The sequence below is a fragment of the Stappia indica genome (assembly GCF_009789575.1).
Lineage (GTDB): Bacteria > Pseudomonadota > Alphaproteobacteria > Rhizobiales > Stappiaceae > Stappia > Stappia indica_A.
In genome coordinates, this window is sequence record NZ_CP046908.1 from 2,739,232 (window position 1) to 2,765,443 (window position 26,212).

Below are 26,212 nucleotides of genomic sequence, written 5' to 3' on the forward strand. Positions count from 1 at the left end.
GCCCGGACACGACAAATTTTCTGACTTTCGGGCTGGCAAAGCGGCAAAAGGTCCGGTATAAGCCCGCCATTCCTGCACACCGTGTAGACCCACGCCCCGGGCTGACCCGGTCCGGGTTTTGCGGGATATTGCACGACGGAGAGTACGACAATGGCCGTTCCGAAGAGAAAAACCACGCGCATGAAGCGCGGCGCGCGTCGCTCCGCGGACGCCCTGAAGCAGCCGACCTATGTCGAGGACAAGGATTCGGGCGAACTTCGCCGCCCGCATCACGTCGACCTGAAGACGGGCATGTACCGGGGCCGCCAGATCCTGGCGGTGAAGGAAGACGTCTGATCGGAGCTTCCGGCAGGCGCGGCGTCCGTCGTCGCGTCGTATCGGTAAGACCTTCGCCCCGGCCAGCCGGCCGGGGTTTGCGCGTTTTAGAAAGGGATCGAAGCCCGTGCTTCGATCCCTTTTTTGCGTTGCGCCTGCCGTCGGGTCCCGCACCCGTAACGTGGAAACCCTGTTCAGGGTTGTTCCAGGACCCTTGCGAGGCAACCTTGCAGGAGAAACGCAACTCCGGCTACCAAGGCAGCTATACGCGCAGGGGCGGTGCGCGAGGGCACGATCAGCGCAGTTTGCCGGGGTCGCATGAACGACGACAACAGCGGGACGTCTAAGGTCCGGAAACGACGGGTCATCTACATACCAGGCTACGACCTGCGCCGGCCCGAGACAGTCTTCAGCCAACTCACGGAAGAATTGGCCCGATTCCTGAGACTCCGGTCGGTGTCGGGGTCGTTCTCCGGTTTGAGGCCAGGCGCCGGATCCGGCGGATCTTCTGTCGACTGGACCGGTGAAATCACCTGGCCGGAAGGCGTGGTGACGACGCGATTCTCCCTGCTGGGTTGGCGGGATCTGAGCAAGCGCGACTTTCGACGCCCCCTCTGGGCGGTCATTGCGGGGGCTGTGCGCACATTTGTCCTGTTCGCGATGGCCGGCGGCTACAGGGAGCGCCTGCGTGCCAACTGGATGAACGGCCTTTTCTTTCTCTACCCGATGCTTGCGCTTCTGATGTTTCTGGTCGCCTCGATCGTGCCGGCGCTGCTTTTTCCCTTCATTCTTCCCGGGACCGGTCCTGTCCATGCGGCCTTGAGCGTTGCGGCAGGCCTGGCCTGGATGATCTCGCTTTACCAGGTGACGCGTCTCGTGGAACGCTGGACCTATCTCTGGTACCTGATCCAGGACTGGTATTCCATCGGACGTCTGGCGCGCAATGAAGACCCGCAGATGACGGCGCGCATCGCCGAGTTCGCCGAACGGATCATCGGGATGGCCACCGAATGCGAGCCGGACGAGGAGTTTGTCCTTGTTGCCCACAGTTCCGGAACCTTTGTTCTGCTCTACACGCTGCGGGAGGTGCTGAAGCGCGTGCCGGATTTCGGCGCGGCGCAGGGCCAGGTCACCGTTCTGACGATGGGGTCGGCATTCGGCTATGTCGGCGGCTTCGGCGCGCAGAGAGGCTTCGGCGCCGCTGTCGCGAGCCTTGCCCAGGCACGGCATCTCGACTGGACCGATGTCTATGCCCCCCACGATATCCTTTGCTGCGGAAAGACCACGCCGGTGGCGACCTATGCGCCTTGGCTGGCGCGACACGTCCAGGAGCCGAGACGTTTCAGCGTGAGGGTGCCGGACCGGATGACCGCCGGGCTCTATCGCCATCTTCGGTTCCGCTTCTTCAAGCTGCATTTCTGCTATTTCCTCGCCTCCGAGCGAGCGGACCTCTTTGACTTCTACCGGCTTACTCTCGGGCCGTTGCCCGCGGCCCGGCAACTCGGCCGCTGGGAAAAATCGCTCCCCTGAGAACAGGGCCCCGCGCTGGCAGGCTTTCACGGCGGAACGCCGACTTCGTCTGTGGCCGCAGGCACATAAAAAAGGGCTTCCGGCATGCCGGAAGCCCCGAAGCTCGCACCGATGCGGCCTTGGTTGTCTCGCGCCAGCGTCAGCCGTTGGCGTAGTACTGGCCACCGTTGATGGTCAGCACGGCGCCGGTCATGAACGCGGCTTCCTTCGAGGCGAGATAGGCAACCGCAGCCGCGATCTCCTCCGCCTGGCCGAGCCGGCCGACCGGAATGCCCGCGATGATCCCCTCCAGAACCTTTTCCGGCACCGCCGCCACCATGTCGGTGTCGATATAGCCCGGGCAAATGGCGTTGACCGTGATGCCCTTGCGGGCGTTTTCGGACGCCAGCGCCTTGGTGAAACCGATCACGCCGGCCTTGGCGGCCGAGTAGTTGGTCTGGCCGAGCTGGCCCTTCTGTCCGTTTATGGACGAAATGTTGATGATGCGGCCGTGGCCGCGCTCGCGCATGCCGTCGATGACCGGGCGTGTCATGGTGAACATGGAATCGAGATTGGTGCGGATCACCGCCGACCACTGCTCGAAGTCCATCTTGTGGAACCAGCCGTCACGGGTGATGCCGGCATTGTTGACGAGCACCTCCACGGCACCGAGGTCGGAAACCACCTGCCCCACACCCTGGTTGCAGGCCTCGGGATCGGCCACATCCCACTGGTAGACGTGGATGCCCGTCTCCGCCTTGAACGCCTCGGCCTTCTCGGTGTTGCCGGCATAGGTCGCCGCCACCGTGTAGCCTGCGGCCTTCAGGCCCTTGGAGATGGCGGCGCCGATGCCACGCGTACCACCCGTCACGATTGCCACATTGCTCATGCATTTCCTCCCGTTCAACTCGCGCTGCCGTGCCAGCCGCCGCCGACTGGCCCGGTCGCAGGCGAAGAGCCGATCCGGCTCCAGCCCGCAGTCCAGCCGATGGCGGCCGCCTGTGCCTTGACCGGCATCAAGCGCCCGCCATCAAATGATGGTCAGCGCTCCACGCAGAGCGCCACACCCATGCCGCCGCCGATGCACAGCGTCGCCAGGCCCTTCTTGGCGTCGCGGCGCGCCATCTCGTGCAGCAGCGTGACGAGCACGCGCGCGCCCGAGGCGCCGATCGGGTGACCGATGGCGATCGCGCCACCGTTGACGTTCACGATGTCCGGGTTCCAGCCCATGTCCTTGTTCACCGCACAGGCCTGGGCGGCAAAGGCCTCGTTGGCCTCCACGAGATCGAGGTCCTCGACCTTCCAGCCGGCCTTGGCCAGCGCCTTGCGCGAGGCCGGGATCGGGCCGGAGCCCATGATCGTCGGATCGACACCGGCGGTTGCCCAGGAGGCCACACGGGCAAGCGGCGTCAGGCCGCGGCGTGCAGCCTCTGCCGCACTCATCACAACCAGAGCAGCAGCGCCGTCGTTGATGCCCGACGCATTGCCCGCCGTTACCGAACCTTCCTTGGCAAAGGCCGGGCGCAGCTTGGTCATGCTGTCGAGGCTCGCGCCGTGGCGGATATACTCGTCGTCCTCGACGATCCGGTCGCCCTTGCGCTCCTTGATCGTCACCGGCGTGATCTCGTCCTTGAAGCGGCCGGCCTTCTGCGCGGCTTCCGCCTTGTTCTGCGAGGCGACCGCAAACTCGTCCTGCTGCTCGCGGGAGATCTGCCACTTCTGTGCGACGTTCTCGGCCGTCTGGCCCATGTGGTAGCCGTTGAAGGCGTCCCACAGACCATCCTTGATCATCGTGTCGATCATCTTGTAGTCGCCCATCTTGTAGCCGGCGCGCATATGGGCGCAATGCGGCGACAGGGACATGTTCTCCTGGCCGCCGGCAACGATGATGGACGCATCGCCCGCCGCGATCTGCTGCATGGCGATGGCGACGGTACGCAGGCCCGAACCGCAGACCTGGTTCAGCACCCAGGCCGTCGCGCTGTCGGGGATACCGGCCAGGATGGCGGCCTGGCGTGCCGGGTTCTGGCCCTGGCCCGCCGTCAGCACCTGGCCGAACACGACCTCGTCGACATCGGCGGCGGCAACCGAGGCGCGCTCGAGCGCCGAGCGGATCGCTACAGCCCCGAGCTCATGGGCGGGCGTGTTTGCGAAAGCGCCGTTGAAGGATCCGACAGCGGTGCGCGTTGCGCTGACGATGACGACGTCGTTGGATGCGCTCATTTCATGATCTCCCGAAAAACCGGACCTCCCGTGGCGCGAGCAATCCCCCTGGTTGTTGTTCGGCTGCCTGCGCGTTTCTCGCAAACTAGAGACGCCCGCCCGCCAAGTGTCAACCGCAACACCCCGTAGCCATCGGCGATTTTCCCGCTCGCCGGGTCATCCTTTCGGTGCAGTCCGGGTGCTGCCTGACAAGTTTGACAAAACGGTGGTGCGCCCGCCTACGATTGGCTTATCGTGCGACAGGAAAAAGTCGCGGAGGGTGCAGGTTGATCTGCCGGCCGCGGCCCAGGGAGGAATGCCGCAACGGCTTGCGGGCCGGGGCGCGAAGCCGGGATCCGAAAATCGACATGGCTACAAAAAGCAACGAGCCGACCATCATCAAGAAATACGCAAACCGGCGTCTCTACAACACCGGGACCAGCACATACGTAACGCTGGAAGACCTCGCCCTGATGGTGAAGGACGAGGAAGATTTCGTGGTCTTCGACGCGAAGACGGGCGACGAGATCACTCGCTCCGTGCTCACCCAGATCATCTTCGAGCAGGAGAACAAGGGACAGAACCTGCTGCCGATCACATTCCTGCGTCAGCTGATCCGCTTCTATGGCGACAGCATGCAGAACGTGGTGCCGTCCTATCTCGACTTCTCGATATCCTCGCTCACCAGGGAGCAGGACAAGCTGCGCGAGCAGATGGCCAGCGCCTTCGGCTCTACAGCCTTCGACGCGATCGAGGACCAGGTGAAGCGCAACGCGGAGATCTTCGATCGCGCCATGCGCATGTTCCTGCCCTTCGGCACCGGCAAGGAGGGGGAAGCCCAGGCACGGGCGGCAGACCCTGCGAGAGGTACCGAACCTGCGAGCGCCGACGATCTCGACGCGCTGAAAAAGCAGCTCGCCGACATGCAGAAGAAGATCGACGCCATCGCCGGCGGCGGCCGCGAGTAGTTCGCAGCCGGCCGCCGGATTCCGGCGTCAGCCGCGGTCGGCGCCGAAGCCGGCCGCTTCGATGCCCGCCACGGCGCAGGCCTCGTCATTGTCCGAAGTGTCGCCGCTGATGCCGACGGCACCGAGGATCTCGCCGCCTTCGCCAGCGCGAATCAGCACGCCGCCCGGCACCGGAACGATGGCGCCGCCCGCGACACCATTCAGGGCCTGCACGAAATGCGGCCGCGTCTTCGCATTCTCGTCGAGCCAGCGCGAACCGGCCCCCACCGCAATCGCCCCATAGGCCTTGCCGCTCGCCACCTGCGGCCGCAGGATCGAGGATCCATCCTGGCGCTTCAGCGCGACAAGATGGCCTCCGGCGTCGAGCACGGCGACGGTGAGCGGCTTGAGGCCGAGTTCGGCGCCCTTGGCGAGCGCCGCATCGACAATCTTTTCCGCGCTGGAAAGGGTCAGTTTGCTCATTTTCTATGGTCTCCGTGCCGGCATCCGATAATCTTTGCCAGTCCATGGCTAGCAGCGTCACCGCTTGCCACCAACGGACAAGAACGACAAGCACTCGTTCCCCAGAGACGAAAATCCTCCCGCCGACCGGCGGACCTTCCCGCCTGACGGCCGGCCGATCCTCGAGGTTCGCGAACCGGCGCAAGACCAGAACAAGGATGGACCATGCGCGACTTCCATGCACCGGGACGCTCCTGCGTCCATGCCACCACCGCAATGGCGGCAACCTCGCATCCGCTGGCGAGCGCGGCCGCACTGGAAATGCTGCAGGCCGGAGGCAACGCCGTCGACGCCGCCGTGGCCGCCTCGGCGGTGCTTGCGGTCGTCGAGCCGCAGATGACCGGCATCGGCGGCGACTGTTTCGCCATCGTCGCCCGGCCCGACGGGTCGGTCCACGGGATCAACGGCTCGGGGCCCGCACCGAAGGCGGCAACGCCCGCGCGGCTTGCCGAACTCGGCGTAACGAGCATCGACGCACAGGGCCCCCATTCGGTCACCGTTCCGGGAGCCATTCGCGCCTGGCACGACCTTCTTGCCGCTCACGGCCGCCGCGGCTTCGCAGAAGTGCTCAAGCGCGCGATCTCCTATGCCAGGGACGGCTACCCGGTCGCACCGCGCGTTGCCCATGACTGGGCGCTGGCGGTCCCCAAGCTTGCCGCCGACCAGGGCGCGCGCGACAGCTATCTCTTCGGCGGCGCCGCGCCCAAGGCCGGCGACATCGTCCGTCAGCCGGCCCTGGCACGCACGCTGCAGAAGATTGCCTCGGAAGGCCCCTCCGGCTTCTACGAGGGCGAGGTCGCCCGCGATATCGTCGACACGCTGGCAGCCCGCGGCGGCCTGATGAGCCTCGATGATCTCGCCGGCATGACCACCCTGCCGATGCCGCCGGTGATCCGCTCCTATCGCGGCATCGACGTCGCCGAGCTTCCGCCCAACGGCCAGGGGTTCATCGCGCTTGTCATGCTGGGCCTGCTGGAGCGTTTCGACCTCGCCTCTCTCGATCCGCTGGGTACCACCCGCTTCCATCTCGAACTGGAGGCCGGCCGCCTTGCCTATTCGGTGCGCGACCTGTTCCTCGCCGATCCGGACCACATGCAACACGGGCCGGACGCCTTCCTCGCCTCCGACTATCTCGACGAGCTGGCGAGCAGGATCTCTGCGTCGGCCCGCATCCCGGAGATCCCGCCTGCCCTGCTCGGCCCCTCGTCGGACACGGTCTACCTGACGGTGGTCGACGGCGAAGGCATGGCCGTCTCCTTCATCAACTCCGTCTACAAGAGCTTCGGGTCCGGCATCTGCGCGCCGAAAAGCGGCGTCATGCTGCAGAACCGCGGCGCCTGTTTCCGCCTGGAGCCAGGGCATCCGAACTGCATCGACGGCGGCAAGCGGCCCTTGCACACCATCATCCCGGCCATGGCGCTGAAGGACGGCCGCCCCTATCTCTCCTTCGGCGTGATGGGAGGCGGCTACCAGCCCTGCGGCCATGCCCATGTGCTGAGCAACATCGTCGATTTCGGTATGGATCCGCAGGAGGCCATCGACGCTCCGCGCATGTTCTTCGACGAGACCACGCACGTGCTGCAGGCAGAGCGTCACGTGCCGCCGGCCACATTGGAGGGCCTGCGCAAGCTCGGTCATCAGGTGGACGTTGTCGCAGAGCCGATCGGCGGCGGCCAGGCGATCCTCATCGACCGTGCCCGCGGGGTGTTGGTCGGCGGCTCCGATCCGCGCAAGGACGGTTGCGCCATCGGCTATTGAGCCGGGGGGACGTCCCTGCCCTCGCGAAACCCGAGGTCAGCGGCTGACGGCGAGCACCCGCCCGGGAGCAGACAGGCGCGGCTGGCGCTCCGCCAGCCGATAGGCCTCGAGCGCCTGCTCGGGCGCCGCCCTTCGGCGCACGCGCAACTGCGGCACGTGCTCACGCATGGCAATGAGTTGGGCGAGAAAAGCCGCCTGCGGACGATAGAGGCGGGCGAAGCGATCGCTGCGCGGCTCGCTGACCGGCGCGACCGGGACGACGGCACGGGCGGCAGACGCAGGTGTGGCGTTGCCCGTCGAGGACACCGTGCTGGTGACCCGTCGATACTCTCCTGGTCCTGCCGCGGGACGTCTGCCCTGCTCGATCCGCATTTCCGCCTCCCAGGCGTGCCAATTTGATACATTGGCGTTGTTCCTAGGGAATTTAGCGCAAATGCCGTGCCAGTCGATAACCTTTTGTTAACTTTTGACGCAAGGGAAGATTGCAGCGCGTCCTTGTCCCCCGCTTTTCAGGAGCGTCCGGGCGGCGACGCCCCCCGCGCGACCATCAACGATACTGATCGCCGTTGGACACGCCGAAATCGCGGCGCGCTCCGGTGATGGTGATTGAAAAGCCCGCGATCACGTCGACCAACGACACGCACATCAGGATGAAGAACACCGACGTCGCGGCCTTGCCGACCGTGAGAAACTCCACGAGGTAGGCGATGAAGACCAGCGTGGAAAAGATATGATCCGCGAGCGCCGAGACCCCGGTGCGGGTCGCCTTCAGCAATTCGAGGAAAAGCAGCACCAGGGCGCAAAGGATCATCAGGTCGCCGCCCAGCAACGAAAAGCGCGCCCCAGACACCAGGTCGAGTGTGACGACAGGAACCAGCCAGGGATTGCCGCCGGCGCCGAACAGGCCGAAAGCGACGATGTTGTAGGCGATCAGCGGCAACACGGTGAGCGGAATCGAAGCGATCAGCGGCATGACAGGTCCTCGTTGTGCCGGACGAAGATCCGGGCGGGCTCCCGAACAACGGCCACGGCGCGGCAGACTGCCAGGCGAATCGCGGTCGCAGGCGAACGAGGATGGCCGCCCGGCACCTTGCAGGCAATCGGCAACCGCCCCTCGCAATCGGAAACGAAAAAAGCCCGGGGCACGGGGCCCCGGGCTTCAAGGTGCAACCGTCGGTCACGGCGGCTGCTTCGGGAGATGGGTCGGCAGGGCTCAGACGCGCTGGCTGCCCTGACCGAATTCCGGATAGGCCTCAATGCCGACCTCGGCCTTGTCGAGACCAAGGGCCTCTTCCTCGGCCGACGCGCGGATGCCGATCGTCGACTTCAGGATCATCCAGACGACCAGGCTGATCACGAAGGTGAAGACGCCATAGGCGACGATGCCGATGATCTGGACCGAGTAGGACGCATCGCTGTTGGACAGCGGCACGATCAGCGTGCCCCAGATGCCGGCCACAAGGTGGACCGGGATGGCACCAACGACGTCGTCGATCTTCAGCTTGTCGAGCAGCGGCACGGTGAAGACGACGATCACGCCGCCGACGGCGCCGATGAACACGGCCTGCCAGACGGACGGAGCAAGCGGCTCCGCGGTGATCGAGACCAGACCGGCAAGGGCGCCGTTCAGGGCCATCGTCACGTCGACCTTCTTGTACAGAACCTGCGTCAGGATCACGGCCACGACCACGCCGGCGGCAGCCGCCATGTTGGTGTTGGCGAAGATGCGCGAGATGTCCGTCACATCGCCGATCGTGCCCATGGCAAGCTGCGAGGCGCCGTTGAAGCCGAACCAGCCGAGCCACAGGATGAACGTGCCGAGGGTTGCCAGCGGCATGGACGAGCCGGGCATCGGGTGCACGCCATTGGCCGTGTACTTGCCGGTACGCGCACCGAGCACGAGGGCACCGGCGAGCGCCGCCCAGCCGCCGACCGAGTGGACGAGCGTGGAACCGGCGAAGTCCGAGAAGCCCATGCCGTCGAGCCAGCCCGCACCCCACTCCCACGAGCCGGCGACCGGATAGATGAAGCCGGTCAGGACGACGGTGAAGGCAAGGAAGGGCCACAGCTTGATGCGCTCGGCCAGCGTGCCGGAGACGATCGAGGCCGTGGTGGCGCAGAACACCATCTGGAAGAACCAGTCGGAAGCGGTCGAATAGCCCGTGTCGAGGGCGTTGCCGCCGACCGCATCGAAGGCATACGGACCGAAGGAGCCGATGTAGCCGCCGTCGACGCCGGTATACATGAGGTTATAGCCGGTGATCCAGAACATCAGACCGGCGATCGAGTACAGCGTGATGTTCTTCAGGCACTGCATGGAGACGTTCTTGGCCCGCACCATGCCGGCCTCGAGCATGGCGAAACCGGCCGCCATCCACATGACCAGGAAGCCGCCGAGAAGGAACAGCAGCGTGTTGAAGATGTAGGCCGTCTCCGAGGCCAGCGCATACTGGGGCGCCTCGGGAGCCGCCGCCGTATCCTGCGCGAGAGCCGCACCAGCCGCCGCGAGAAGCGCAAGCGAGGCCGTTCCGGCAAGTTTGAGAGTTGCTTTCATTGGAATTCCCCTGCTCGAATGGATCAAAGCGCGGTGGCGTCGGTTTCGCCGGTGCGGATGCGCTGAACCTGGTCGAGCGCGTAGACGAAGATCTTGCCGTCGCCGATCTGGCCGGTCTTGGCGGCGCTGGCGATCGCCTCCACCACCTTGTCGGCAAGCTCCGAGGTGACCGCGACCTCGATCTTCAACTTGGGCAGGAAGCTCACGGCATACTCGGTGCCGCGATAGATTTCGGTGTGCCCCTTCTGCCGCCCGTAGCCCTTGACCTCGGTTACCGTCAGTCCCTGAACGCCGATGCTCGTGAGGGCGTCGCGCACCTCGTCGAGCTTGAACGGCTTGATGATGGCCATCACGATTTTCATGCTCGCTTCCGTTCCTTTCCCTGCTTCGCTTCCCCGGCCCGTTGCGGCAGGCGCGTTTCGGCTGGATTTGGCGGACCGGAGGTTGCCGGCAGGGCCTGACAACCGGGCGATCCGATTAACGCGGTTCTCAAGTATCAAGGAGCGTGCCAACTCGTGTTGCGGCGCAAAAACACACCGAAACCCACTCTCGAAAGAGCTGGAAAAGTGAACAAATACAAATGGATGGATATCGCCTGAGATGCTGCCCCCGATGAGGCAGGCAGGGCCTTTCGGGGCTGGCCTGTCTGCACAAAAAATAGCCACACCCGACGAGCGAATGTGGCTAAATTATGTGCACAAGTTTTAGGCAGGCGGCTCAGGCGCTGAACCCGCCGTCCTCCAGAAAGGCCGCTTCCGCGGGCGTGCTCTCACGTCCCAGTGCCGCATTGCGATGGGGGAAGCGGCCGAACCGCCGGATCACGTCCAGATGGATCAGGGCGTAGAGATAGGACTGCTCGTCGCCGAGACGGCGGAACAGGTCGACGCTGCGTTCCTGGTCCGCCATATCCTCGGAGTGCTCGAAAGGCAGGTAGAAGAAGGGGCGCGCCGCCTTCGGGAATGCACGGTCGAAGCCCTGGGCAAGCACGGTTCCCGCAATGCGCCGTGCCCTGGCGTCCGAAGCAAAGGCCAACGCATCGCCGCGAAACAGGTTGCGCGGAAACTGGTCGAGCAGAAGAAGCAGGGCGAGCGCGCCATGCGGTGTCTCGGCCCAGCCGTCCAGTGCCCCGTCCCGGGCCTGCTCGACAAGCGGAGCAAAATTCTCCCGGATCTTCGCGTCGAAGCCATCGTCGCGGGCGAACCACCTTGCGGGCCCCGCCGTCCACCAGAAATCCAGAATGTCGATCGCCTCGGGCTTGCCGCTGCTGGTCACGGGCATATTCTCCTGTCTGTTTGAAAATCCGCCCACCCGGCCACAGGCCTGGGACGGGCGAAAAGCTGGGGTCGCGCCGGCGCCGAGCCGGCCTGTCCCTCATATCGGCGGGGAGCGCACATTGGACAAGGTTGATCTGGAACTGGATCTCAAGGGGCTGAAATGCCCGCTGCCGGTCCTCAAGACCCGCAAGGCCATCGCCGGGCTGACGGCAGGTGCACGAGTGCGCGTGCTGTCCACCGATCCGATGTCCGTCATCGACATCCCGCATTTCTGCCAGGAGGCCGGACACAAGCTGATCTCGCGCGAGACAGACGGCGACGAGGTCCACGTCTTCCTGCTGGAACGCGCCTGAAGCGTGCGCCGGTCACCCCTGCGCAAACGCATCCATCTTCCGTGCAAGCCGGATGTCGAGATCGGTGAGGCCGCCGGCATCATGGGTCGACAGGACGACTTCCACCGTCCGGTACACATTGGACCATTCGGGATGGTGGTTCAGCTTCTCGGCGACCAAGGCGACCCGCGTCATGAAGCCGAAGGCCTCGTTGAAATCCTTGAACGCAAAGGTCCGGGTGATCGCATCGCGCCCATCCACCTCGCGCCAGTCCGGCAACCCGGCAAGAGCATCGGCCCGGGCCTCCGGCGACAGCTTTTCGGTCATGGCAATCTCCTGCAAGTGTGGCGAGGCACGCATTCACGCGCTTCTGCAAAGGGACCACGCCTGGCGATGCATGACAACCGCCCGATCAAAACGACCGCCGGAGAGACCTCCGACCGGCAAGGAGGATGAGTGACCGCGATCCTGTTCGTCTGCCTTGGCAACATCTGCCGCTCACCGCTGGCCGAGGGTATTCTCCGCCACCGCATCCGGGCCGCCGGTCTCGAGCACGCCGTCTCGGTCGACAGTGCCGGCACGGCTGCCTGGCACACAGGCAAGACGCCGGATCCGCGCTCCATCGCGGTCGCCGCCCGCAACGGCATCGACCTGACGGGCCAGCGCGCGCGCCAGGTGACGACAGCCGACTTCAAGACCTTCGACATCATCCTGGCCATGGATGCGGCCAATCTCGCCGAGCTTCGCGCCCGCGCGCCTGCCGGATCGCGGGCCGAAGTCCGGCGCTTTCTCGGCCGCGACGTGCCCGATCCCTATTACGGCGGGCCGGAAGGGTTCGACCACGTGTTTCGCATGCTGGACGAGGGGTGCGTCGCCCTTGTCGCCGAACTTTCTGAACGCCCCTGACGTCGCACCCATTCAAACCGCGGGTCCGCGTACCTACGTGTCTCCTGGGGCGGGGATCCCGTTCAGGGTCGGCAAACGGCCGGCCACCGAATGAACGGACCGACACGTCACGAAAGGAGGCCTGCGATGAGCGGTCTGCGCATCGAGCACGACAGTTGGGTTCTGGTCGGAGATGGCGAGAAGGCACTGTTCTTCCGCAACCAGGGCGACGCGGATTACCCCAATCTCGAGGTCCTCAGGGTCCTGGAGCAGGACAATCCGTCAACCGCGGATCAGGGAACGGACGCGCCCGGACGGCGCAGTGACGGCCCCGGCCCGCATCGCAGCGCCATGGAGCCCACCGACTGGCACATGATCGAGAAGCACCGCTTCGCCAGCCGCATCGCCGACACGCTCTACAAGGAGGCGCACAAGGGCCACTTCTCCAAGCTCATCGTGGTTGCTCCTCCGGGAACTCTCGGCGACCTGCGCAAGGCCTTCCACAAGGAAGTGGCAAGCCGCGTCGTTGCCGAGGTCGACAAGACGCTGACGGGCCATCCGCCGGACGAGATCGAGCGGATCCTCTCCACCAAGAACTGATCGGGCAAGAACTAATCGGGTAAGAACCGATAGCGACAGCAGCGGCGCGTCAGCCTGCGGGCTCGCGCCGCCAGCCGTCGGCGAAAACCACCCGCTCCATGCCGGTGAAGCGCGCCATGCGGGCGAACTCCGCCTCGAGACGGGCGAGCCGCCCTTCGCCGAGCCGCACCCCCGGCTCCGGCCAGAACGCCGTCACGAGCAGTTCCCCTTCCGCGCGCCGGCAGATCAGGTCGGCCCGGCCGATCATCCGGTCCTTCTCCATCAACGGATAGACGTAGTAGCCGTAGGTGCGCTTGGGCGCCGGCACGAAAACCTCGATCCGGTAGAAGAAGCCGAACAGGCGCTCGGCACGCTTGCGGTCCCGCAACACGGGATCGAACGGGCTCAAGGCGCGGATTCGCGCCGGCGGCTCCGGAGCCTCCTCAAGCAGGGAGACAATATCCGGCCGCGCAACGCTCGCGCGCTTCGGCTGGCCGGGCCCGAAATCAATCTCCACCGGCAGGATCGTCCTGCCGGCTTCACGCGCGCACCAGGCCTTCGCCTCGCTCGGCGAAACGAGATCGTAGAAGGCGGCGATCTCGCCGGACGTCCCGACGCCCAGCCGCAGCAGGGCCTCGCGGCATGCCCAGTCGACAAAGGCGTCGTAGCTGACGTCCTGCTCGAAATGCTCGCGCGGGATCACCCGCTCCGACAGATCGTAGACCTTGGCGAAATTGTCCCGCGCGGTCACCGCGATCTCGCCGGTTCGCCACAGGTACTCGAGCGCCGTCTTGCCCGGCTGCCAGTTCCACCAGCCCGGCTCCTTGCGCGCACGATCTCCGTCGAAATCGCGACCGCGCGAAGGACCGTTCACCCGCACGTGGTCTCGCACCCGGTCGATCTCCTCATGGAAATCGTGCCCGTGCCAGTTGGTCCAGCGCGCCTTCAGCCGCTCCTTCTGGCGCGCGAAACGATGGCGCCAGTAGGGATAGGCGCTGGACGGGATCACCGCCGCATCGTGGGTCCAGTTCTCGAACAGCGCCCGGTCCCGTTCCAACAGCCGGGTCAGCTGCGCTTCGCGGTAGGTCTGGTTGCGGGAGAACAGGATCTGGTGATGAGCGCGCGTCACCGTGTTGATGCTGTCGACCTGCACGAAGCCGAGCCGGTCGATCAGGTCGCACAGCTCCACCTGTCCGAGGCGCCGCGAGGGAGCATCGGACAGGCCCTGCAGGTGCAGGAAGACCCGGCGCAAGTCGGCAGCGTCGATCCTCAGCACCATCGGCGCGTCAGCCTTCCGCCTCGAAGACGACCAACAGGTCCTTCGCATCGACCTGCTGGCCCGGCGTCGCCAGCACCTCGGCCACCTTGCCGGCCCGGTCGGCGTGGAGCGCCGTCTCCATCTTCATTGCCTCAATGGACACCAGCACATCGCCCGGCGACACGCTTTGCCCCGCCTTCACCGCGACGGTGGAGATGACGCCCGGCATCGGCGCCCCGACATGGGCGGCATTGCCGTCCTCGACCTTGCGACGCGCAGCAGCGCCTGCCGCTCCGTGCGCCCGGTCCGGCACCTTGATGATGCGCGGCTGGCCGTTAAGCTCGAAGAACACCTTGCGTTCGCCGTTCTCGTCCGTCTCGCCGATGGCCTGGGTCCGCACCACCAGCGTCTTGCCGGGCTCCAGGTCGATCATCATCTCCTCGCCAGCCGGCAGGCCGTAGAAATAGACCGGCGTCGGCAGCACGTCGACCGGGCCGTAGCGGTCGCGGGCGGCGGCAAAGTCGGTGAAGACCTTCGGATACATCAGATATGAGGCAAGGTCGGTATCGGAGATCTCGCCGCCCACCTTCTCCGCCGCTTCCTTGCGGCGGGCGGCGAGGTCGTCGGCCGCCAGCAGCGAACCGGGGCGCACCGTGATCGGCGTCTCGCCCTTCAGCACCTTGGACTGGATGTCCTTCGGCCATCCGCCGGGGGACTGGCCGAGATCGCCGCGCATCATCTGGACGACGCTCTCGGGGAAGGCGACGTCCTTTTCCGGTGCCATCACATCGGCCACCGACAGCCCCTGCGCCACCATCATCAGCGCCATATCGCCGACCACCTTCGACGACGGCGTCACCTTGACGATGTCGCCGAACATCATGTTGACGTCGTGATAGGCCTGCGCCACCTCGTGCCAGCGGGTCTCGAGACCGAGCGAGCGTGCCTGTTCCTTCAGGTTGGTGAACTGGCCGCCCGGCATCTCGTGCAGATAGACCTCGGAGGCCGGCGCCTTGAGGTCGCTCTCGAACGCCCGGTACTGCGCACGCGCCGCCTCCCAGTAGAAGGAGATCTCGCGAATGGCACGCGCATCCAGCCCGGTATCGCGCGGCCCGTCGCGCAGGGCCGCGGCAAGCGAGCCCAGCGCCGGCTGCGAGGTCAGTCCCGAGAAGGCATCCATGGCCGCATCGACCGCATCGACGCCCGCCTCCACCGCGGCCAGCACGGTCGCGGCGGAAATGCCGGACGTGTCGTGGGTGTGGAAGTGGATCGGCAGGCCGACCTCCTGCCTCAAGGCGGAGAACAGGCGGCGCGCCGCCTCCGGCTTCATCAGGCCGGCCATGTCCTTGACGCCGAGGATGTGGCAGCCGGCCCGCTCCAGCTCCTTCGCCAGCTTCACATAATAGGCAAGGTCGTATTTCGGCCGCGCCGCATCCAGCAGGTCGCCGGTGTAGCAGATCGTCCCCTCGCACAGCTTGTCCGCCTCGATCACCGCATCGAGCGAGACGCGCATGTTTTCCACCCAGTTGAGGCAGTCGAAGACGCGGAACAAGTCGACGCCGTTCTCCGCCGCGCGGGCGACGAAGTCGCGCACCACATTGTCGGGATAATTAGCGTAGCCGACGCCGTTCGCCCCGCGCAGCAGCATCTGCAGCAGGATGTTTGGCACGCGCTCGCGCACGGCCCTCAGCCGCTCCCACGGGTCCTCGGTGAGGAAGCGCATGGCGACATCGAAGGTCGCCCCGCCCCAGCACTCCAGCGAGAACAGCTGCGGCAGGCCGCGGGCATAGGCGTCCGCCACCGCGACGATGTCGAAGCTGCGCATGCGGGTCGCGAGCAGCGACTGATGCGCATCGCGCATCGTCGTGTCGGTGACCAGCGCCCGTCGCTCCGCCTTCATCCAGTCGGCAAAGCCCTGCGGGCCGAGCTCATCGAGAAGCTGCTTGGTGCCCTTGCGGACATCGCCCTCATAGACCGGTGCAACCGGCGCAGGTGCATCTGCAACAGGACGCGGCCGGTTGCGGGTCTCCGGATGGCCGTTGACGGTGACGTCGGCGATATAGGTGAGCAGCTTGGTGGCTCGGTCCCGGCGGGTGACCTGGTGGAACAGGGCCGGCGTCTCGTCGATGAAGCGCGTCGTGTAGCTGTTGGCCCGGAAGTCCGGATGACCGATGACGTTCTCCAGGAACACCAGATTGGTCGCGACACCGCGGATGCGGAATTCGCGCAAGGCGCGATCCATGCGCTGCGCGGCCTCTTCCGCCGTCGGCGCCCACGCGGTCACCTTTTCCAGCAAGGGATCGTAGAAGCGGGTAATCACCGCTCCCGAATAGGCCGTGCCGCCGTCGAGCCGGATGCCGAAACCGGTCGCCCCGCGATAGGCGGTGATCCGGCCGTAATCGGGGATGAAATTCTGCTCCGGGTCCTCGGTGGTGATGCGGCACTGGAGGGCGTGGCCGTTCAGCCGGATCTCCTCCTGCACCGGCACGCCGGAGGCCGGCTCGCCGATCCTGGCGCCTGCCGCAATGCGGATCTGCGCCTTGACGATGTCGATGCCGGTGACCTCCTCGGTCACCGTGTGCTCGACCTGTACGCGCGGGTTGACCTCGATGAAGTAGAACCGGCCGCTGTCGCAATCCATCAGGAACTCGACCGTTCCCGCGCCGCGATAATTTGCCGCCCGGCCGATCCTGAGGCCGTATTCGCTCAGCTCCGCACGCTGATCCGCGTCGAGATAGGGAGCCGGTGCCCGCTCGACGACCTTCTGGTGACGGCGCTGGATCGAGCAGTCGCGCTCGAACAGATGCACCAGGTTGCCATGCGCATCGCCGAGGATCTGCACCTCGACATGCCGCGCCCGCTCCACCAGCTTCTCGAGATAGATCTCGTCCTTGCCGAAAGCCGCCTTGGCCTCGCGCTTGGCCGCAGCCACGTCGCGCAGCAGGGCCTCCTCGTCGCGGATGACGCGCATGCCGCGTCCCCCGCCCCCCCAGGACGCCTTGAGCATCACCGGATAGCCGATCTCGGCGGCGAGCCGGCACACCTCGTCCATGTCGTCGGGCAGCGGGTCCGTCGCCGGCATCACCGGCACCCCGGCCTCGATGGCCAGGTTCCGGGCCGCGACCTTGTTGCCGAGCCGACGCATGGTCTCCGGCGAAGGGCCGATGAAGACGATCCCCGCCTCGGCGCAAGCTTCGGCGAATTCGGGGCTTTCCGACAGGAAGCCGTAACCGGGATGGATGGCATCGACCCCGGCCGCCTTCGCGACACGCAGGATCTCCGGGATGGACAGATAGGCCTCGATCGGGCCGAGCGGTTCCGCAAGATGCGGACCGCGACCGATCTGGTAAGCCTCGTCGGCCTTGAACCGGTGCAATGCGAGCTTGTCCTGCTCCGCATAGACCGCAACGGTGCGCATGCCCAGTTCGTTCGCCGCACGGAAAATGCGGATCGCGATCTCCGAGCGGTTGGCGACGAGAATCTTCCGAATAGCCAAGTCAGCCCCTCCTCCTGATGGACGACCCGCAGGGCCGTCCGTGCCTTAGCGTCACCGCGTTCTAGCTGTTGCACCGCAACAAGGGAAGACGGCGGGAGCAAGAGGCCCGATAGGCCCGGCAAATAGCAATCGGAAAACCGTCCCGTAATGAAACGAAGTCGTTAACTTCTTTCCAGCAGGCTGCGAAGCACCACAGGATGGTGCATCACCATCCAGCTCCACAGCCGCACCGAACCACAACATACGCGAAGAACATATCAGGAACAAGACCAAGTCAGCGATTCGGACAGGCTTCGTTCGCGGTTTCGCCGGAGCGTAAATTTCATGCTGCGAAATTTAATGATTCGATTAACGATATCGAAAGCTATCGAGCCTCCGGCGCGAATTCGTCCGGATCCGAATCGAATAGCACAAATCCTTGAGCAGATTCACGATTTCGCCCTGCTATCGACGCCATCCACAACATCTCGTAGGGAACGAAACCTGAATCTGGCAGAGTCGTCGATTCGATCCGGCTTTGTTCAGGACTCGTTCTGTTCACCCTTTCGGAGGTCGGTTCGCAGCCTTCCTTCCGGCCTCCTTCGGCGACAGCCGCACCGCGAAACGCCGGGCGATTTGCAACCGCTCGCCCCTTGCCGAAAACAGCAGGCGACAGCCCCGCGCGGACTGTGCTACCTCTCGGGTTAACGGGTTTGCGGTCGCCCGAAGCTTCCGCCGCAAGACCTCTCCGGACCCGGACGCCTTCCCGTCGCGCGGTTCTACTTAGCAACGGATCTCGGCGGGTTCCGCCGTGGCACGGATCGCACAGCACAGCTGCAGCCAATGCTTCATTCCGGAAAATCGAGGCCGTTTTCGGCCGGGGGCCACTCGGCCCCGACCTGGACCACGCTGCCGCCACAGGCGCGGGCGCGTACGGTCACGGCGGTGCTCGGCCCGACCAATACCGGCAAGACCCATCTCGCCATCGAGCGGATGATCGCCCGCGAAACGGGCATCATCGGGCTGCCGCTGCGCCTTCTTGCGCGCGAAGTCTATGGCCGCATCACCGAGCGCGTCGGTACCGACAAGGTGGCGCTGGTCACCGGCGAGGAAAAGATCATTCCCTCCGATACCCGCTACTGGGTGTCGACGGTGGAGGCGATGCCGCTCGATCTCGTCGTCGACTTCGTCGCCATCGACGAGGTTCAGCTCGCGGGCGATCTGGAACGCGGCCATGTCTTCACCGACCGCATCCTCAACATGCGCGGGACGCTGGAGACCCTTCTTCTCGGTTCCGCGACGGCGCGCCCGCTGCTGGAGCGCCTGCTGCCGGGCCTCAACGTGGTCACCCGGCCGCGCATGTCGATCCTGGCCTATTCGGGCCAGAAGAAGATCACCCGCCTGCCCGCTCGCTCGGCCGTGGTCGCCTTCTCCTCCTCCGAGGTCTATGCGATCGCCGAGCTGATTCGCCGCCAGCACGGGGGCGCCGCCGTCGTCCTCGGCTCGCTCAGCCCGCGCACCCGCAACGCCCAGGTGGAGCTGTTCCAGAACGGCGATGTGGAGCACCTGATCGCGACCGACGCGATCGGCATGGGTCTCAATCTCGACGTCGACCACATCGCCTTTGCCGGCATCCGCAAGTTCGACGGCTACCAGTACCGCATGCTGACGCCGGCCGAGATGGGCCAGATCGGCGGACGCGCCGGCCGCCATACCCGAGACGGCACATTCGGCGTCACCGGCCGGGTCGATCCGTTCGACGAGGAACTGGTCGAGGCGCTGGAAAGCCACCGTTTCGACGCGCTCAAGGTCTTCCAGTGGCGCAATCGCGCGCTCGACTTCGACAGCGTCGAGAGCCTGCGCCGCACGCTGGACGAGCCGCCGCGCGAACAGGGCCTGACCCGCGCACCGCCCTCGGCCGACGAGACCGCCTTCGACCATGCCCTGCGCGACGAGGCCATCCGCCGGGTCGCGGCAACGCCGGAGCGGGTGCGCCTGCTCTGGGACGTGTGCCAGGTTCCCGACTACCGAAAGATCGCGCCGGCGAACCATGCCGACCTGATCGCCGGACTGTATGCGCATCTGACCCGCAGCGGGGTCGTTCCCGACGACTGGTTCGCCCGCCAGGTTGCCTTCGCCGACCGGGTCGACGGCGACATCGATACGCTGGCGAACCGCATTGCCCACATCCGCACCTGGACCTTCGTCGCTAACCGTGGCGACTGGCTTGCGGATCCCGCCCATTGGCAAGGCGTGACGCGCGGCGTAGAAGACCGTCTGTCCGACGCATTGCACGACAGGCTCACCCAGCGCTTCGTCGACCGGCGGACAAGCGTATTGATGCGACGGCTGAGAGAGAACGCCATGCTTGAAGCGGAAATAACATCGGCAGGGGACGTGCTGGTCGAAGGACAGCATGTCGGACAACTGCAGGGCTTCCGCTTTGCACCGGACCCCTCGGCAGACGGCCCTGACGTCAAGGCTCTGCGTGCTGCGGCCCAGAAGGCCCTGGCCAGCGAGCTGACCCAGCGCGCCGACCGTCTGTCGCGCGCAGCCAACGACGACTTCGCGCTTGCCTCGGACGGCGCCCTGCGCTGGCAGGGCGAGATTGTCGGCCGCGTGATCGCCGGCGACACGGTGCTGACCCCGGGTCTCATCGTCCTGTGCGAGGACACCCTCGACGTTGCCGACCGCGAAAAGGTCGAGGCGCGCCTCGTCCTGTGGCTGCGCACACATATCGACACGGTGCTGAAGCCGCTGCGCGATCTGGAGATCGGCGAAGGCCTCGAGGGACTTGCCCGCGGGATCGCCTTCCGCCTGATCGAGGCCCTCGGCATTCTCGAGCGGTCCGAGATCGCGGAGGATGTCCGCCAGTTGGACCAGACGATGCGGGCCGGACTGCGCCGCCTCGGCGTGCGTTTCGGCGCCTACCACATCTTCGTGCCGGCGCTGCTGAAGCCGGCGCCGAGCCGCCTGATCGCCCAGCTCTGGGCGCTGAAGCACGGCGAGCCGGACATGCCCGGCCTGTCCGAGCTGCCGCAACTCTCGGCTTCGGGCCGCACTTCGATCACGGTCGACCCGGAGATCTCCAAGGCGCTCTACAAGGTCGTCGGCTTCCGTGTCTGCGGACCGCGCGCCGTGCGTATCGACATTCTCGAGCGCCTGGCCGACCTGATCCGCCCGCTGCTGGCATGGAAGCCGCTCGATGCGAACGTTTCTCCTCCCGAGGGCGCCGTTGCCGAAGGCGGTGCGTTCACCGTCACGGTGGCGATGACCTCGCTGCTCGGCTGTGCTGGCGAGGACTTCTCCGCAGTGCTGAAGTCGCTGGGCTATCGCTCCGAAACCCGCGAAGTCACCCGTCCGGTTGCCGCAACTTCGGAAGCTGCAGCGCCCGAGGTACCCGCAGTCGAGGCTCCGGCAGTCGAGGCTCCGGCGGAAGCGGAAGCGCCTGCCGACGCGCAAGCAGTTGCGGTTGAGGCCGAACCGGTCGCAGAAGAGGCTGTCAAGGCCCCCGCAGAGCCGGCGGCCGAGGCAGACGAGGCCGACGCTTCCACCGCCCCGGCGGACGCTTCCGCCACAGAGGCAGCCCCGGCAGAGGGTGCGACAGAAACGGCCACCATCGAGATCTGGCGGCCCGGCCGGCGCGATCGCCGGCCGCAGGGCGGCCAGCGCGATGGCCAGCGTGGCGGTCGGCGCGGCGATGCGGCCGGCGGCGACGCCTCGGAAGGTCAGGGCCAGAAGCAGCGGACCAAGGGCCGCGGCTTCGGCAAGGGCGGCAATCGCCAGCAGGGCCGGCCTGACCAGCAGCGCAGCGGCGGCGGTGGCGGCAAGGGCCGAAACGAAGGCTCGCGTCCCGACACCCAGCGCCCGCGCGGCACCAGGCCGGAACGTCCGGCGCGCGAGATCGACCCGGATTCGCCGTTTGCGAAACTGGCGGCGCTCAAGGCCGACCTGGAGAAGAAGCCACGCTCCTGACCGCAAACCGGCAGGGCTGACGGAGGACTGCGGCAAGGGTGAGCGACACGACGACCAGCGGATCGGCCACACCGCCTGCGGACATGACACCGCAGCGGCTCGACAAGTGGCTTTGGTTCGCCCGGATCGTGAAGTCGCGCAGCCTTGCCCAGAAGCTGGTGAACGGCGGCCATGTGCGGGTGAACCGCGACAAGGCGCAGGCACCGGCCAAGGCGATCCGCCACGGCGACGTGCTCACGATCGCCGTGGCGAACCGGGTTCTCGTTCTGAAGGTCCTGGCGCCCGGCACACGGCGCGGGCCGGCACCCGAAGCCCGCCTTCTCTATGAAGATCTGGCTCCTTCGCCGAGCGCTTCGCCCGTTTCCGATGACGGAGAGGATGCGGACGAGGACGCCGGAAGCCAGGGCGCGGCCAGCGCGGCTCCTGTCGGCCGCGAGGGTCCGGCACCCGGCCGGCGCGAACGCGGCAGCGGCCGCCCGACCAAACGACAGCGACGTCAGATCGACCGGCTCACCGACAAGGGCTGAAACATCTCCGCTGCTTGCGCGCACGGCCCTGCGACACATGGTCCGCGCGCGCGGTGGTTCCGGCGTGGAGAAAAATCTTCTCCGCGAGCTATCATCGGCAACATATTCCGAACTTGAAGCCCATCGCCAAACCCGGTACGCAGGCATCAAGAACCGCCCGCACACCGGCCGGTACCCGACCGGCCTTGCGTCCGGGCCGGAAGCCGGAACCCCGCATCGGACTGCCCCCGCGGAACGGAGACCGGGCCTTGACCCAAAGGGCCGCGACACGAGTGCGGCAGTGCCCGCCGGTCGGCGGCAGGAATGGCGCCGCGAGAGGATTGCGATGACCTATATCGTCACGGACAACTGCATCAAGTGCAAGTACACCGACTGTGTCGAAGTCTGTCCGGTCGACTGCTTCTACGAAGGCGAGAACATGCTCGTCATCCACCCGGACGAGTGCATCGATTGCGGCGTCTGCGAGCCGGAGTGCCCGGCCGATGCCATCAAGCCGGACACGGAGCCGGGCCTCGAGAAGTGGCTGGAGCTGAACACGGAATATGCTTCCAAATGGCCGAACCTGACGGTCAAGAAGGACGCTTTGCCCGAAGCCGAGGAGTTCGACGGCAAGCCGAACAAGCTCGAGGCCTATTTCTCGCCGGAACCGGGCTCGGGCGACTGAAGCCGGAGCGGATTCGCCGCGTCCCTTGACACGGCCAATCCCCGGTACGGCACGCCCACGGTAAGCAACCGCCAACGACGACGGCGCCGGAATCTTCCGGCTGCCGGCTCATGTTTTGAAATCCACAAGTTTTGTGATATAGTCTTTTCCTCAGTAATCGAACCAGTGGTCTCCCCCTCCACGCGGAGGTTTTTTTATGGTTGCGAACCCTTCGCCACATGCGAAGGGGGGCGGCATCCCTCCTAGAACTGATCCGGGACCAGAGTTCGGTCGGCTGATCATCGAATAACGAACTCCGGCGGGTTGTGGCGAGGCCACAAGCCCGATGGACGTGCGTTTTCTCCATGGACGGGCGACGTTCAGGCGCCGCCCCGGCTTCTGGCCGCAACTGCGCAGGAGTAGCATAGGCGTATGGCAACAACGATGAAGAAGACCGCGCAGAGACAGGGTTTCAAGACTGGTGAGTTCATTGTCTATCCGTCCCATGGCGTCGGACAGATCACCGCGATCGAGGAACAGAATGTCGCGGGATATGCGCTTGAACTTCTGGTGATCAATTTCGAGCAGGACAAGATGACGTTGCGCGTCCCGGTCGCGAAGATCGCATCCGTGGGCATGCGCAAGCTGGCCGATGCTCCCGCCGTGAAGAAGGCGCTGGAGACCGTACGCGGCCGGCCGCGCGTCAAGCGCACCATGTGGAGCCGCCGCGCCCAGGAATACGAGGCAAAGATCAATTCCGGCGACCTGATCGCCATTGCCGAGGTGGTTCGCGACCTCTACCGGTCCGAGAGCCAGCCCGAGCAGTCCTACTCCGAGCGTCAGCTCTACGAGGCCGCCCTCGACCGCATGTCGCGCGAGATCGCTGCCGTGAACAAGTGCTCGGACACCGAGGCGATCCGCCAGATCGAACAGAACCTCGCCAAGTCGGCCAGCCGCAAGGCCGCCGCCGCAGCGACCGAGGACGAGGACGGGGAACAGACCGAAGCCGCCTGACCGCGACAACGGCACCGTCCGATCTTCGACGCCCGGCGCTCCCAAGCGCCGGGCGTTTTCTTTTGGCCCGCAGCCTCGGCCGCGTGCCATGTTGCGGCCCGATCAATCAGGTAAACTTATCGCGATCTTGAGGAACTTCTATTGGTCCTGATCGTATGCAGGGGTCATGCTTGCACCAAGAACCGCTGTTACCGATTTCGCGGAAGCCGGCGGGCTGAACCGATATCGCGGTAGCTGCGTATCATATGACGATAGCAGACCAGGGCACCGACGTGGCGGCCGCATCGCCACCGGGGCCATGCCTCCGGACAGGAGGCGGGACGCGGAGGGACACACCGTGAGTTATCTTTCGGGCAACCGGCGTCAGATTGTCAGGGCCGCGATGAATGCGCCCTATCTCAGCCGTGAGGAAGAACAGCAGCTTGCCATCGCTTGGCGCGACGAGGGCAACCAAGCCGCGCTCGACCGTCTCAGCCTGGCGCATATGCGCCTCGTTATCGCGGTCGCAGCGAAATACCGCAATTTCGGATTGTCGATGAGCGACCTCATCCAGGAGGGCCATATCGGCCTTCTGGAGGCAGCCTCGCGGTTCGAGCCGGAGCGCGAAGTGCGCTTCTCCACCTATGCCACATGGTGGATCCGCGCTTCGATCCAGGACTACATCCTGCGGAACTGGTCCATCGTCCGCGGCGGAACCTCGTCGACGCAGAAGGCCCTGTTCTTCAACCTGCGCCGCCTGCGGGCGAAACTCTCCAGCGGCACGACCCGTATCAGCGAGAGCGAACTGGTGGAGAAGATCGCCGAGACGATGGGCGTCAAGGTCAAGGATGTCGCGACGATGAGCGCCCGGCTGTCGGGCCCCGACACGTCGCTCAACGCACCCGTGCTGGAATCCGACGGATCGGGCGCAGACCGACAGGATTTCCTGGTCAGCGATGATCCCCTGCCGGAGGAAACCGTCGGCGTCGTCATCGACACCGAGCGGCGCACGCGCTGGCTGGAGACCGCGCTTGGCGTCTTGAGCGAGCGAGAGCTGCGCATCGTCCGCGAGCGCCGGCTGAGCGAGGAAGGCGAGACCCTGGAGGCCCTCGGGCAGAAGCTCGGCATCTCCAAGGAGCGTGTCCGCCAGATCGAGAGCCGCGCCCTCGACAAGCTGCGCGACGCCCTGCTCAAGGTCCAGCCGGACAAGCTCGCCTATTGCGGCTGACGCGCGCGCGTACGCCGCAAGTCTTCCAGGCGAAGTCCGTGGGGCCGCCGCCGCACGCCCGCCGGGGCAGCGGCGGCGGTTGCCCTTGTCCCTCGCGTGCAGTAGGAGGAACGACTGACAAGCCGTTCTTCAGGCATCCGCACAGGGACTTCACATGACCGCACCCCGCGCGCTCATCACCGGCGTGACCGGCCAGGACGGCGCCTATCTCGCCCGCATCCTGCTCGACAAGGGCTACGAGGTGCATGGGCTGAAGCGTCGTTCCTCTTCCTTCAACACCGGACGGATCGACCCCCTGATCCACGACCGGCACGAGGGAGACGGACGCTTCTTTCTCCACTACGGCGACCTCACCGACAGCTCTTCGCTGATCCGTCTCGTGGCGGAGATCCAGCCGGCCGAGATCTACAATCTCGCCGCCCAGAGCCATGTGATGGTCAGCTTCGAAACGCCGGAATACACGGCGAATGCCGATGCGACCGGCGTGTTGCGTCTGCTGGAGGCCCTGCGCATCCTCGGCATGGAAAAGTCCTGCCGCTTCTACCAGGCTTCCACCTCGGAGCTCTACGGCAAGGTCCGCGAGACGCCGCAGAGCGAGACCACGCCCTTCTACCCGCGCTCGCCCTATGCCGTCGCCAAGCTCTATGGCTACTGGATCGCGGTGAACTACCGCGAGGCCTACGGCATCCATGCCAGCAACGGCATCCTGTTCAATCACGAGAGCCCGCTGCGCGGCGAGACCTTCGTCACCCGCAAGATCACCCGCGCGGTCGCGGCCATCGAGCTCGGCCTGCAGAAGCAGCTCTATCTCGGCAATCTCGACGCCCGCCGCGACTGGGGCCATGCCCGCGACTATGCCGAGGGCATGTGGCGTATCCTGCAGCAGCCCGAGCCCGACGACTATGTGCTGGCGACCGGCGAGACCCACACGGTGCGCGAGTTCGTCGAGCGCGCCTTCGCCCGCGTCGGCCGCGAGATCGTCTGGTCCGGCGCAGACGTGGAAGAGACCGGCCGCGACCGGGCGAGCGGCGAGACGCTGGTTGCCGTCGATCCCGCCTATTTCCGTCCGACCGAGGTCGATCTTCTGCTCGGCGATCCGTCCAAGGCGCGCGAGCGGCTCGGCTGGAGCCACACGACCGGCTTTGCCGAGCTGGTCGACGAAATGGTCGATGCGGATCTCGAGCTGCTGCGCGTCGAGCGCCATGCCCGCCGCGCCTATGGTCGCGAGGACTAGGC

The 26,212-nt window shown here is 65.9% G+C and carries 24 protein-coding genes; 13 read left to right on the forward strand and 11 right to left on the reverse strand.

The window, feature by feature from the left end:
* The first annotated feature begins 150 nt into the window (after window positions 1-150).
* Both rpmF and GH266_RS12905 read left to right on the forward strand, forming a co-directional pair.
* A complete protein-coding gene (rpmF, locus tag GH266_RS12900) occupies window positions 151-336 on the forward strand; it encodes a 50S ribosomal protein L32 (protein ID WP_097174322.1) in 186 nt (61 codons plus the stop codon).
* A 297-nt stretch (window positions 337-633) separates the two neighbouring features.
* Window positions 634-1,845 carry a hypothetical protein gene (locus GH266_RS12905; protein ID WP_158194184.1) on the forward strand — a complete coding sequence of 404 codons (1,212 nt, stop codon included), beginning with the start codon at window positions 634-636 and terminating at the stop codon, window positions 1,843-1,845.
* Between the two features lie 139 nt (window positions 1,846-1,984).
* On the opposite strand, the gene phbB is transcribed toward GH266_RS12905, so the two are convergent.
* Together phbB and GH266_RS12915 are read right to left on the reverse strand one after the other, a co-directional pair.
* Complete coding sequence (phbB, locus tag GH266_RS12910) at window positions 1,985-2,713, reverse strand: acetoacetyl-CoA reductase (RefSeq protein ID WP_158194185.1); 729 nt, start codon at window positions 2,711-2,713, stop codon at window positions 1,985-1,987.
* A gap of 152 nt (window positions 2,714-2,865) precedes the next feature.
* Window positions 2,866-4,047, reverse strand: a complete 1,182-nt coding sequence (locus tag GH266_RS12915) for an acetyl-CoA C-acetyltransferase (protein ID WP_158194186.1) — start codon at window positions 4,045-4,047, stop codon at window positions 2,866-2,868.
* Between the two features lie 347 nt (window positions 4,048-4,394).
* On the opposite strand from GH266_RS12915, the gene phaR reads away from it, so the two are divergent.
* Window positions 4,395-4,994: a polyhydroxyalkanoate synthesis repressor PhaR gene (phaR, locus tag GH266_RS12920; protein ID WP_158194187.1), complete on the forward strand. Its 600-nt coding sequence runs from the start codon at window positions 4,395-4,397 to the stop codon at window positions 4,992-4,994.
* Window positions 4,995-5,021: 27 nt separating this feature from the next.
* Here phaR and GH266_RS12925 read toward each other — a convergent pair whose 3' ends face one another.
* Window positions 5,022-5,456, reverse strand: a complete 435-nt coding sequence (locus GH266_RS12925; protein WP_158194188.1) for a GlcG/HbpS family heme-binding protein — start codon at window positions 5,454-5,456, stop codon at window positions 5,022-5,024.
* A gap of 204 nt (window positions 5,457-5,660) precedes the next feature.
* Here GH266_RS12925 and ggt point away from each other — a divergent pair, with 204 nt between their 5' ends.
* Window positions 5,661-7,253, forward strand: a complete 1,593-nt coding sequence (ggt, locus tag GH266_RS12930; protein WP_158194189.1) for a gamma-glutamyltransferase — start codon at window positions 5,661-5,663, stop codon at window positions 7,251-7,253.
* 36 nt (window positions 7,254-7,289) lie between these two features.
* On the opposite strand, the gene GH266_RS12935 is transcribed toward ggt, so the two are convergent.
* The 5 genes from GH266_RS12935 to GH266_RS12955 all read right to left on the reverse strand — a co-directional run bounded on the left by GH266_RS12935 (window position 7,290) and on the right by GH266_RS12955 (window position 11,085).
* Window positions 7,290-7,625, reverse strand: coding sequence for a hypothetical protein (locus tag GH266_RS12935; protein ID WP_158194190.1), 336 nt, complete (start codon window positions 7,623-7,625; stop codon window positions 7,290-7,292).
* Between the two features lie 175 nt (window positions 7,626-7,800).
* Window positions 7,801-8,226: a hypothetical protein gene (locus tag GH266_RS12940; RefSeq protein ID WP_199270316.1), complete on the reverse strand. Its 426-nt coding sequence runs from the start codon at window positions 8,224-8,226 to the stop codon at window positions 7,801-7,803.
* A 240-nt stretch (window positions 8,227-8,466) separates the two neighbouring features.
* Window positions 8,467-9,807 carry an ammonium transporter gene (locus GH266_RS12945; RefSeq protein WP_158194191.1) on the reverse strand — a complete coding sequence of 447 codons (1,341 nt, stop codon included), beginning with the start codon at window positions 9,805-9,807 and terminating at the stop codon, window positions 8,467-8,469.
* Between the two features lie 23 nt (window positions 9,808-9,830).
* Window positions 9,831-10,169 carry a P-II family nitrogen regulator gene (locus tag GH266_RS12950; RefSeq protein WP_067224442.1) on the reverse strand — a complete coding sequence of 113 codons (339 nt, stop codon included), beginning with the start codon at window positions 10,167-10,169 and terminating at the stop codon, window positions 9,831-9,833.
* Between the two features lie 355 nt (window positions 10,170-10,524).
* Window positions 10,525-11,085 (reverse strand): DUF924 family protein, encoded by a 561-nt coding sequence (locus GH266_RS12955; protein ID WP_158194192.1) that lies wholly within the window; start codon window positions 11,083-11,085, stop codon window positions 10,525-10,527.
* A gap of 115 nt (window positions 11,086-11,200) precedes the next feature.
* Between GH266_RS12955 and GH266_RS23505 the strand changes: the two genes are divergently transcribed.
* A complete protein-coding gene (locus tag GH266_RS23505) occupies window positions 11,201-11,434 on the forward strand; it encodes a sulfurtransferase TusA family protein (RefSeq protein WP_244953683.1) in 234 nt (77 codons plus the stop codon).
* 12 nt (window positions 11,435-11,446) lie between these two features.
* On the opposite strand, the gene GH266_RS12965 is transcribed toward GH266_RS23505, so the two are convergent.
* Window positions 11,447-11,740 carry a 4a-hydroxytetrahydrobiopterin dehydratase gene (locus tag GH266_RS12965; RefSeq protein ID WP_158194194.1) on the reverse strand — a complete coding sequence of 98 codons (294 nt, stop codon included), beginning with the start codon at window positions 11,738-11,740 and terminating at the stop codon, window positions 11,447-11,449.
* A gap of 129 nt (window positions 11,741-11,869) precedes the next feature.
* Here GH266_RS12965 and GH266_RS12970 point away from each other — a divergent pair, with 129 nt between their 5' ends.
* Window positions 11,870-12,319: a low molecular weight protein-tyrosine-phosphatase gene (locus tag GH266_RS12970; RefSeq protein ID WP_158194195.1), complete on the forward strand. Its 450-nt coding sequence runs from the start codon at window positions 11,870-11,872 to the stop codon at window positions 12,317-12,319.
* Window positions 12,320-12,445: 126 nt separating this feature from the next.
* A complete protein-coding gene (locus tag GH266_RS12975) occupies window positions 12,446-12,898 on the forward strand; it encodes a baeRF12 domain-containing protein (protein WP_158194196.1) in 453 nt (150 codons plus the stop codon).
* Between the two features lie 49 nt (window positions 12,899-12,947).
* Here the strand turns inward: GH266_RS12975 and GH266_RS12980 are convergent, their stop codons facing one another.
* A complete protein-coding gene (locus GH266_RS12980; protein WP_158194197.1) occupies window positions 12,948-14,156 on the reverse strand; it encodes a winged helix-turn-helix domain-containing protein in 1,209 nt (402 codons plus the stop codon).
* Window positions 14,157-14,163: 7 nt separating this feature from the next.
* Entirely contained in the window at window positions 14,164-17,631 is a 3,468-nt protein-coding gene (gene pyc / locus GH266_RS12985) for a pyruvate carboxylase (RefSeq protein ID WP_158194198.1), read from the reverse strand.
* An 822-nt stretch (window positions 17,632-18,453) separates the two neighbouring features.
* Between pyc and GH266_RS12990 the strand changes: the two genes are divergently transcribed.
* The 6 genes from GH266_RS12990 (at window position 18,454) to gmd (ending at window position 26,210) form a co-directional block, all read left to right on the forward strand.
* Entirely contained in the window at window positions 18,454-21,585 is a 3,132-nt protein-coding gene (locus GH266_RS12990; protein ID WP_425329541.1) for a helicase-related protein, read from the forward strand.
* A gap of 83 nt (window positions 21,586-21,668) precedes the next feature.
* Window positions 21,669-22,112, forward strand: coding sequence for an RNA-binding S4 domain-containing protein (locus GH266_RS12995; protein ID WP_158196197.1), 444 nt, complete (start codon window positions 21,669-21,671; stop codon window positions 22,110-22,112).
* Between the two features lie 325 nt (window positions 22,113-22,437).
* The gene (gene fdxA / locus GH266_RS13000; protein ID WP_067224455.1) at window positions 22,438-22,776 is read left to right on the forward strand and encodes a ferredoxin FdxA; all 339 of its coding nucleotides are present in this window, start codon (window positions 22,438-22,440) and stop codon (window positions 22,774-22,776) included.
* Between the two features lie 411 nt (window positions 22,777-23,187).
* The gene (locus tag GH266_RS13005) at window positions 23,188-23,769 is read left to right on the forward strand and encodes a CarD family transcriptional regulator (RefSeq protein WP_158194199.1); all 582 of its coding nucleotides are present in this window, start codon (window positions 23,188-23,190) and stop codon (window positions 23,767-23,769) included.
* Between the two features lie 298 nt (window positions 23,770-24,067).
* Entirely contained in the window at window positions 24,068-24,976 is a 909-nt protein-coding gene (locus GH266_RS13010; protein ID WP_158194200.1) for an RNA polymerase factor sigma-32, read from the forward strand.
* A 154-nt stretch (window positions 24,977-25,130) separates the two neighbouring features.
* The gene (gene gmd / locus GH266_RS13015; protein ID WP_158194201.1) at window positions 25,131-26,210 is read left to right on the forward strand and encodes a GDP-mannose 4,6-dehydratase; all 1,080 of its coding nucleotides are present in this window, start codon (window positions 25,131-25,133) and stop codon (window positions 26,208-26,210) included.
* The last annotated feature ends 2 nt before the right edge of the window (window positions 26,211-26,212 follow it).

What these genes read in the sequence shown, in the direction of transcription:
- rpmF (WP_097174322.1), top strand. Translation starts at nt 151, where the DNA reads ATGGCCGTTCCGAAGAGAAAAACCACGCGCATGAAGCGCGGCGCGCGT.
- GH266_RS12905 (WP_158194184.1), top strand. Translation starts at nt 634, where the DNA reads ATGAACGACGACAACAGCGGGACGTCTAAGGTCCGGAAACGACGGGTC.
- phbB (WP_158194185.1), bottom strand. Translation starts at nt 2,713, where the DNA reads ATGAGCAATGTGGCAATCGTGACGGGTGGTACGCGTGGCATCGGCGCC.
- GH266_RS12915 (WP_158194186.1), bottom strand. Translation starts at nt 4,047, where the DNA reads ATGAGCGCATCCAACGACGTCGTCATCGTCAGCGCAACGCGCACCGCT.
- phaR (WP_158194187.1), top strand. Translation starts at nt 4,395, where the DNA reads ATGGCTACAAAAAGCAACGAGCCGACCATCATCAAGAAATACGCAAAC.
- GH266_RS12925 (WP_158194188.1), bottom strand. Translation starts at nt 5,456, where the DNA reads ATGAGCAAACTGACCCTTTCCAGCGCGGAAAAGATTGTCGATGCGGCG.
- ggt (WP_158194189.1), top strand. Translation starts at nt 5,661, where the DNA reads ATGCGCGACTTCCATGCACCGGGACGCTCCTGCGTCCATGCCACCACC.
- GH266_RS12935 (WP_158194190.1), bottom strand. Translation starts at nt 7,625, where the DNA reads ATGCGGATCGAGCAGGGCAGACGTCCCGCGGCAGGACCAGGAGAGTAT.
- GH266_RS12940 (WP_199270316.1), bottom strand. Translation starts at nt 8,226, where the DNA reads ATGCCGCTGATCGCTTCGATTCCGCTCACCGTGTTGCCGCTGATCGCC.
- GH266_RS12945 (WP_158194191.1), bottom strand. Translation starts at nt 9,807, where the DNA reads ATGAAAGCAACTCTCAAACTTGCCGGAACGGCCTCGCTTGCGCTTCTC.
- GH266_RS12950 (WP_067224442.1), bottom strand. Translation starts at nt 10,169, where the DNA reads ATGAAAATCGTGATGGCCATCATCAAGCCGTTCAAGCTCGACGAGGTG.
- GH266_RS12955 (WP_158194192.1), bottom strand. Translation starts at nt 11,085, where the DNA reads ATGCCCGTGACCAGCAGCGGCAAGCCCGAGGCGATCGACATTCTGGAT.
- GH266_RS12965 (WP_158194194.1), bottom strand. Translation starts at nt 11,740, where the DNA reads ATGACCGAAAAGCTGTCGCCGGAGGCCCGGGCCGATGCTCTTGCCGGG.
- GH266_RS12975 (WP_158194196.1), top strand. Translation starts at nt 12,446, where the DNA reads ATGAGCGGTCTGCGCATCGAGCACGACAGTTGGGTTCTGGTCGGAGAT.
- GH266_RS12980 (WP_158194197.1), bottom strand. Translation starts at nt 14,156, where the DNA reads ATGGTGCTGAGGATCGACGCTGCCGACTTGCGCCGGGTCTTCCTGCAC.
- GH266_RS12990 (WP_425329541.1), top strand. Translation starts at nt 18,454, where the DNA reads ATGCTTCATTCCGGAAAATCGAGGCCGTTTTCGGCCGGGGGCCACTCG.
- GH266_RS12995 (WP_158196197.1), top strand. Translation starts at nt 21,669, where the DNA reads ATGACACCGCAGCGGCTCGACAAGTGGCTTTGGTTCGCCCGGATCGTG.
- fdxA (WP_067224455.1), top strand. Translation starts at nt 22,438, where the DNA reads ATGACCTATATCGTCACGGACAACTGCATCAAGTGCAAGTACACCGAC.
- GH266_RS13005 (WP_158194199.1), top strand. Translation starts at nt 23,188, where the DNA reads ATGGCAACAACGATGAAGAAGACCGCGCAGAGACAGGGTTTCAAGACT.
- GH266_RS13010 (WP_158194200.1), top strand. Translation starts at nt 24,068, where the DNA reads ATGCCTCCGGACAGGAGGCGGGACGCGGAGGGACACACCGTGAGTTAT.
- gmd (WP_158194201.1), top strand. Translation starts at nt 25,131, where the DNA reads ATGACCGCACCCCGCGCGCTCATCACCGGCGTGACCGGCCAGGACGGC.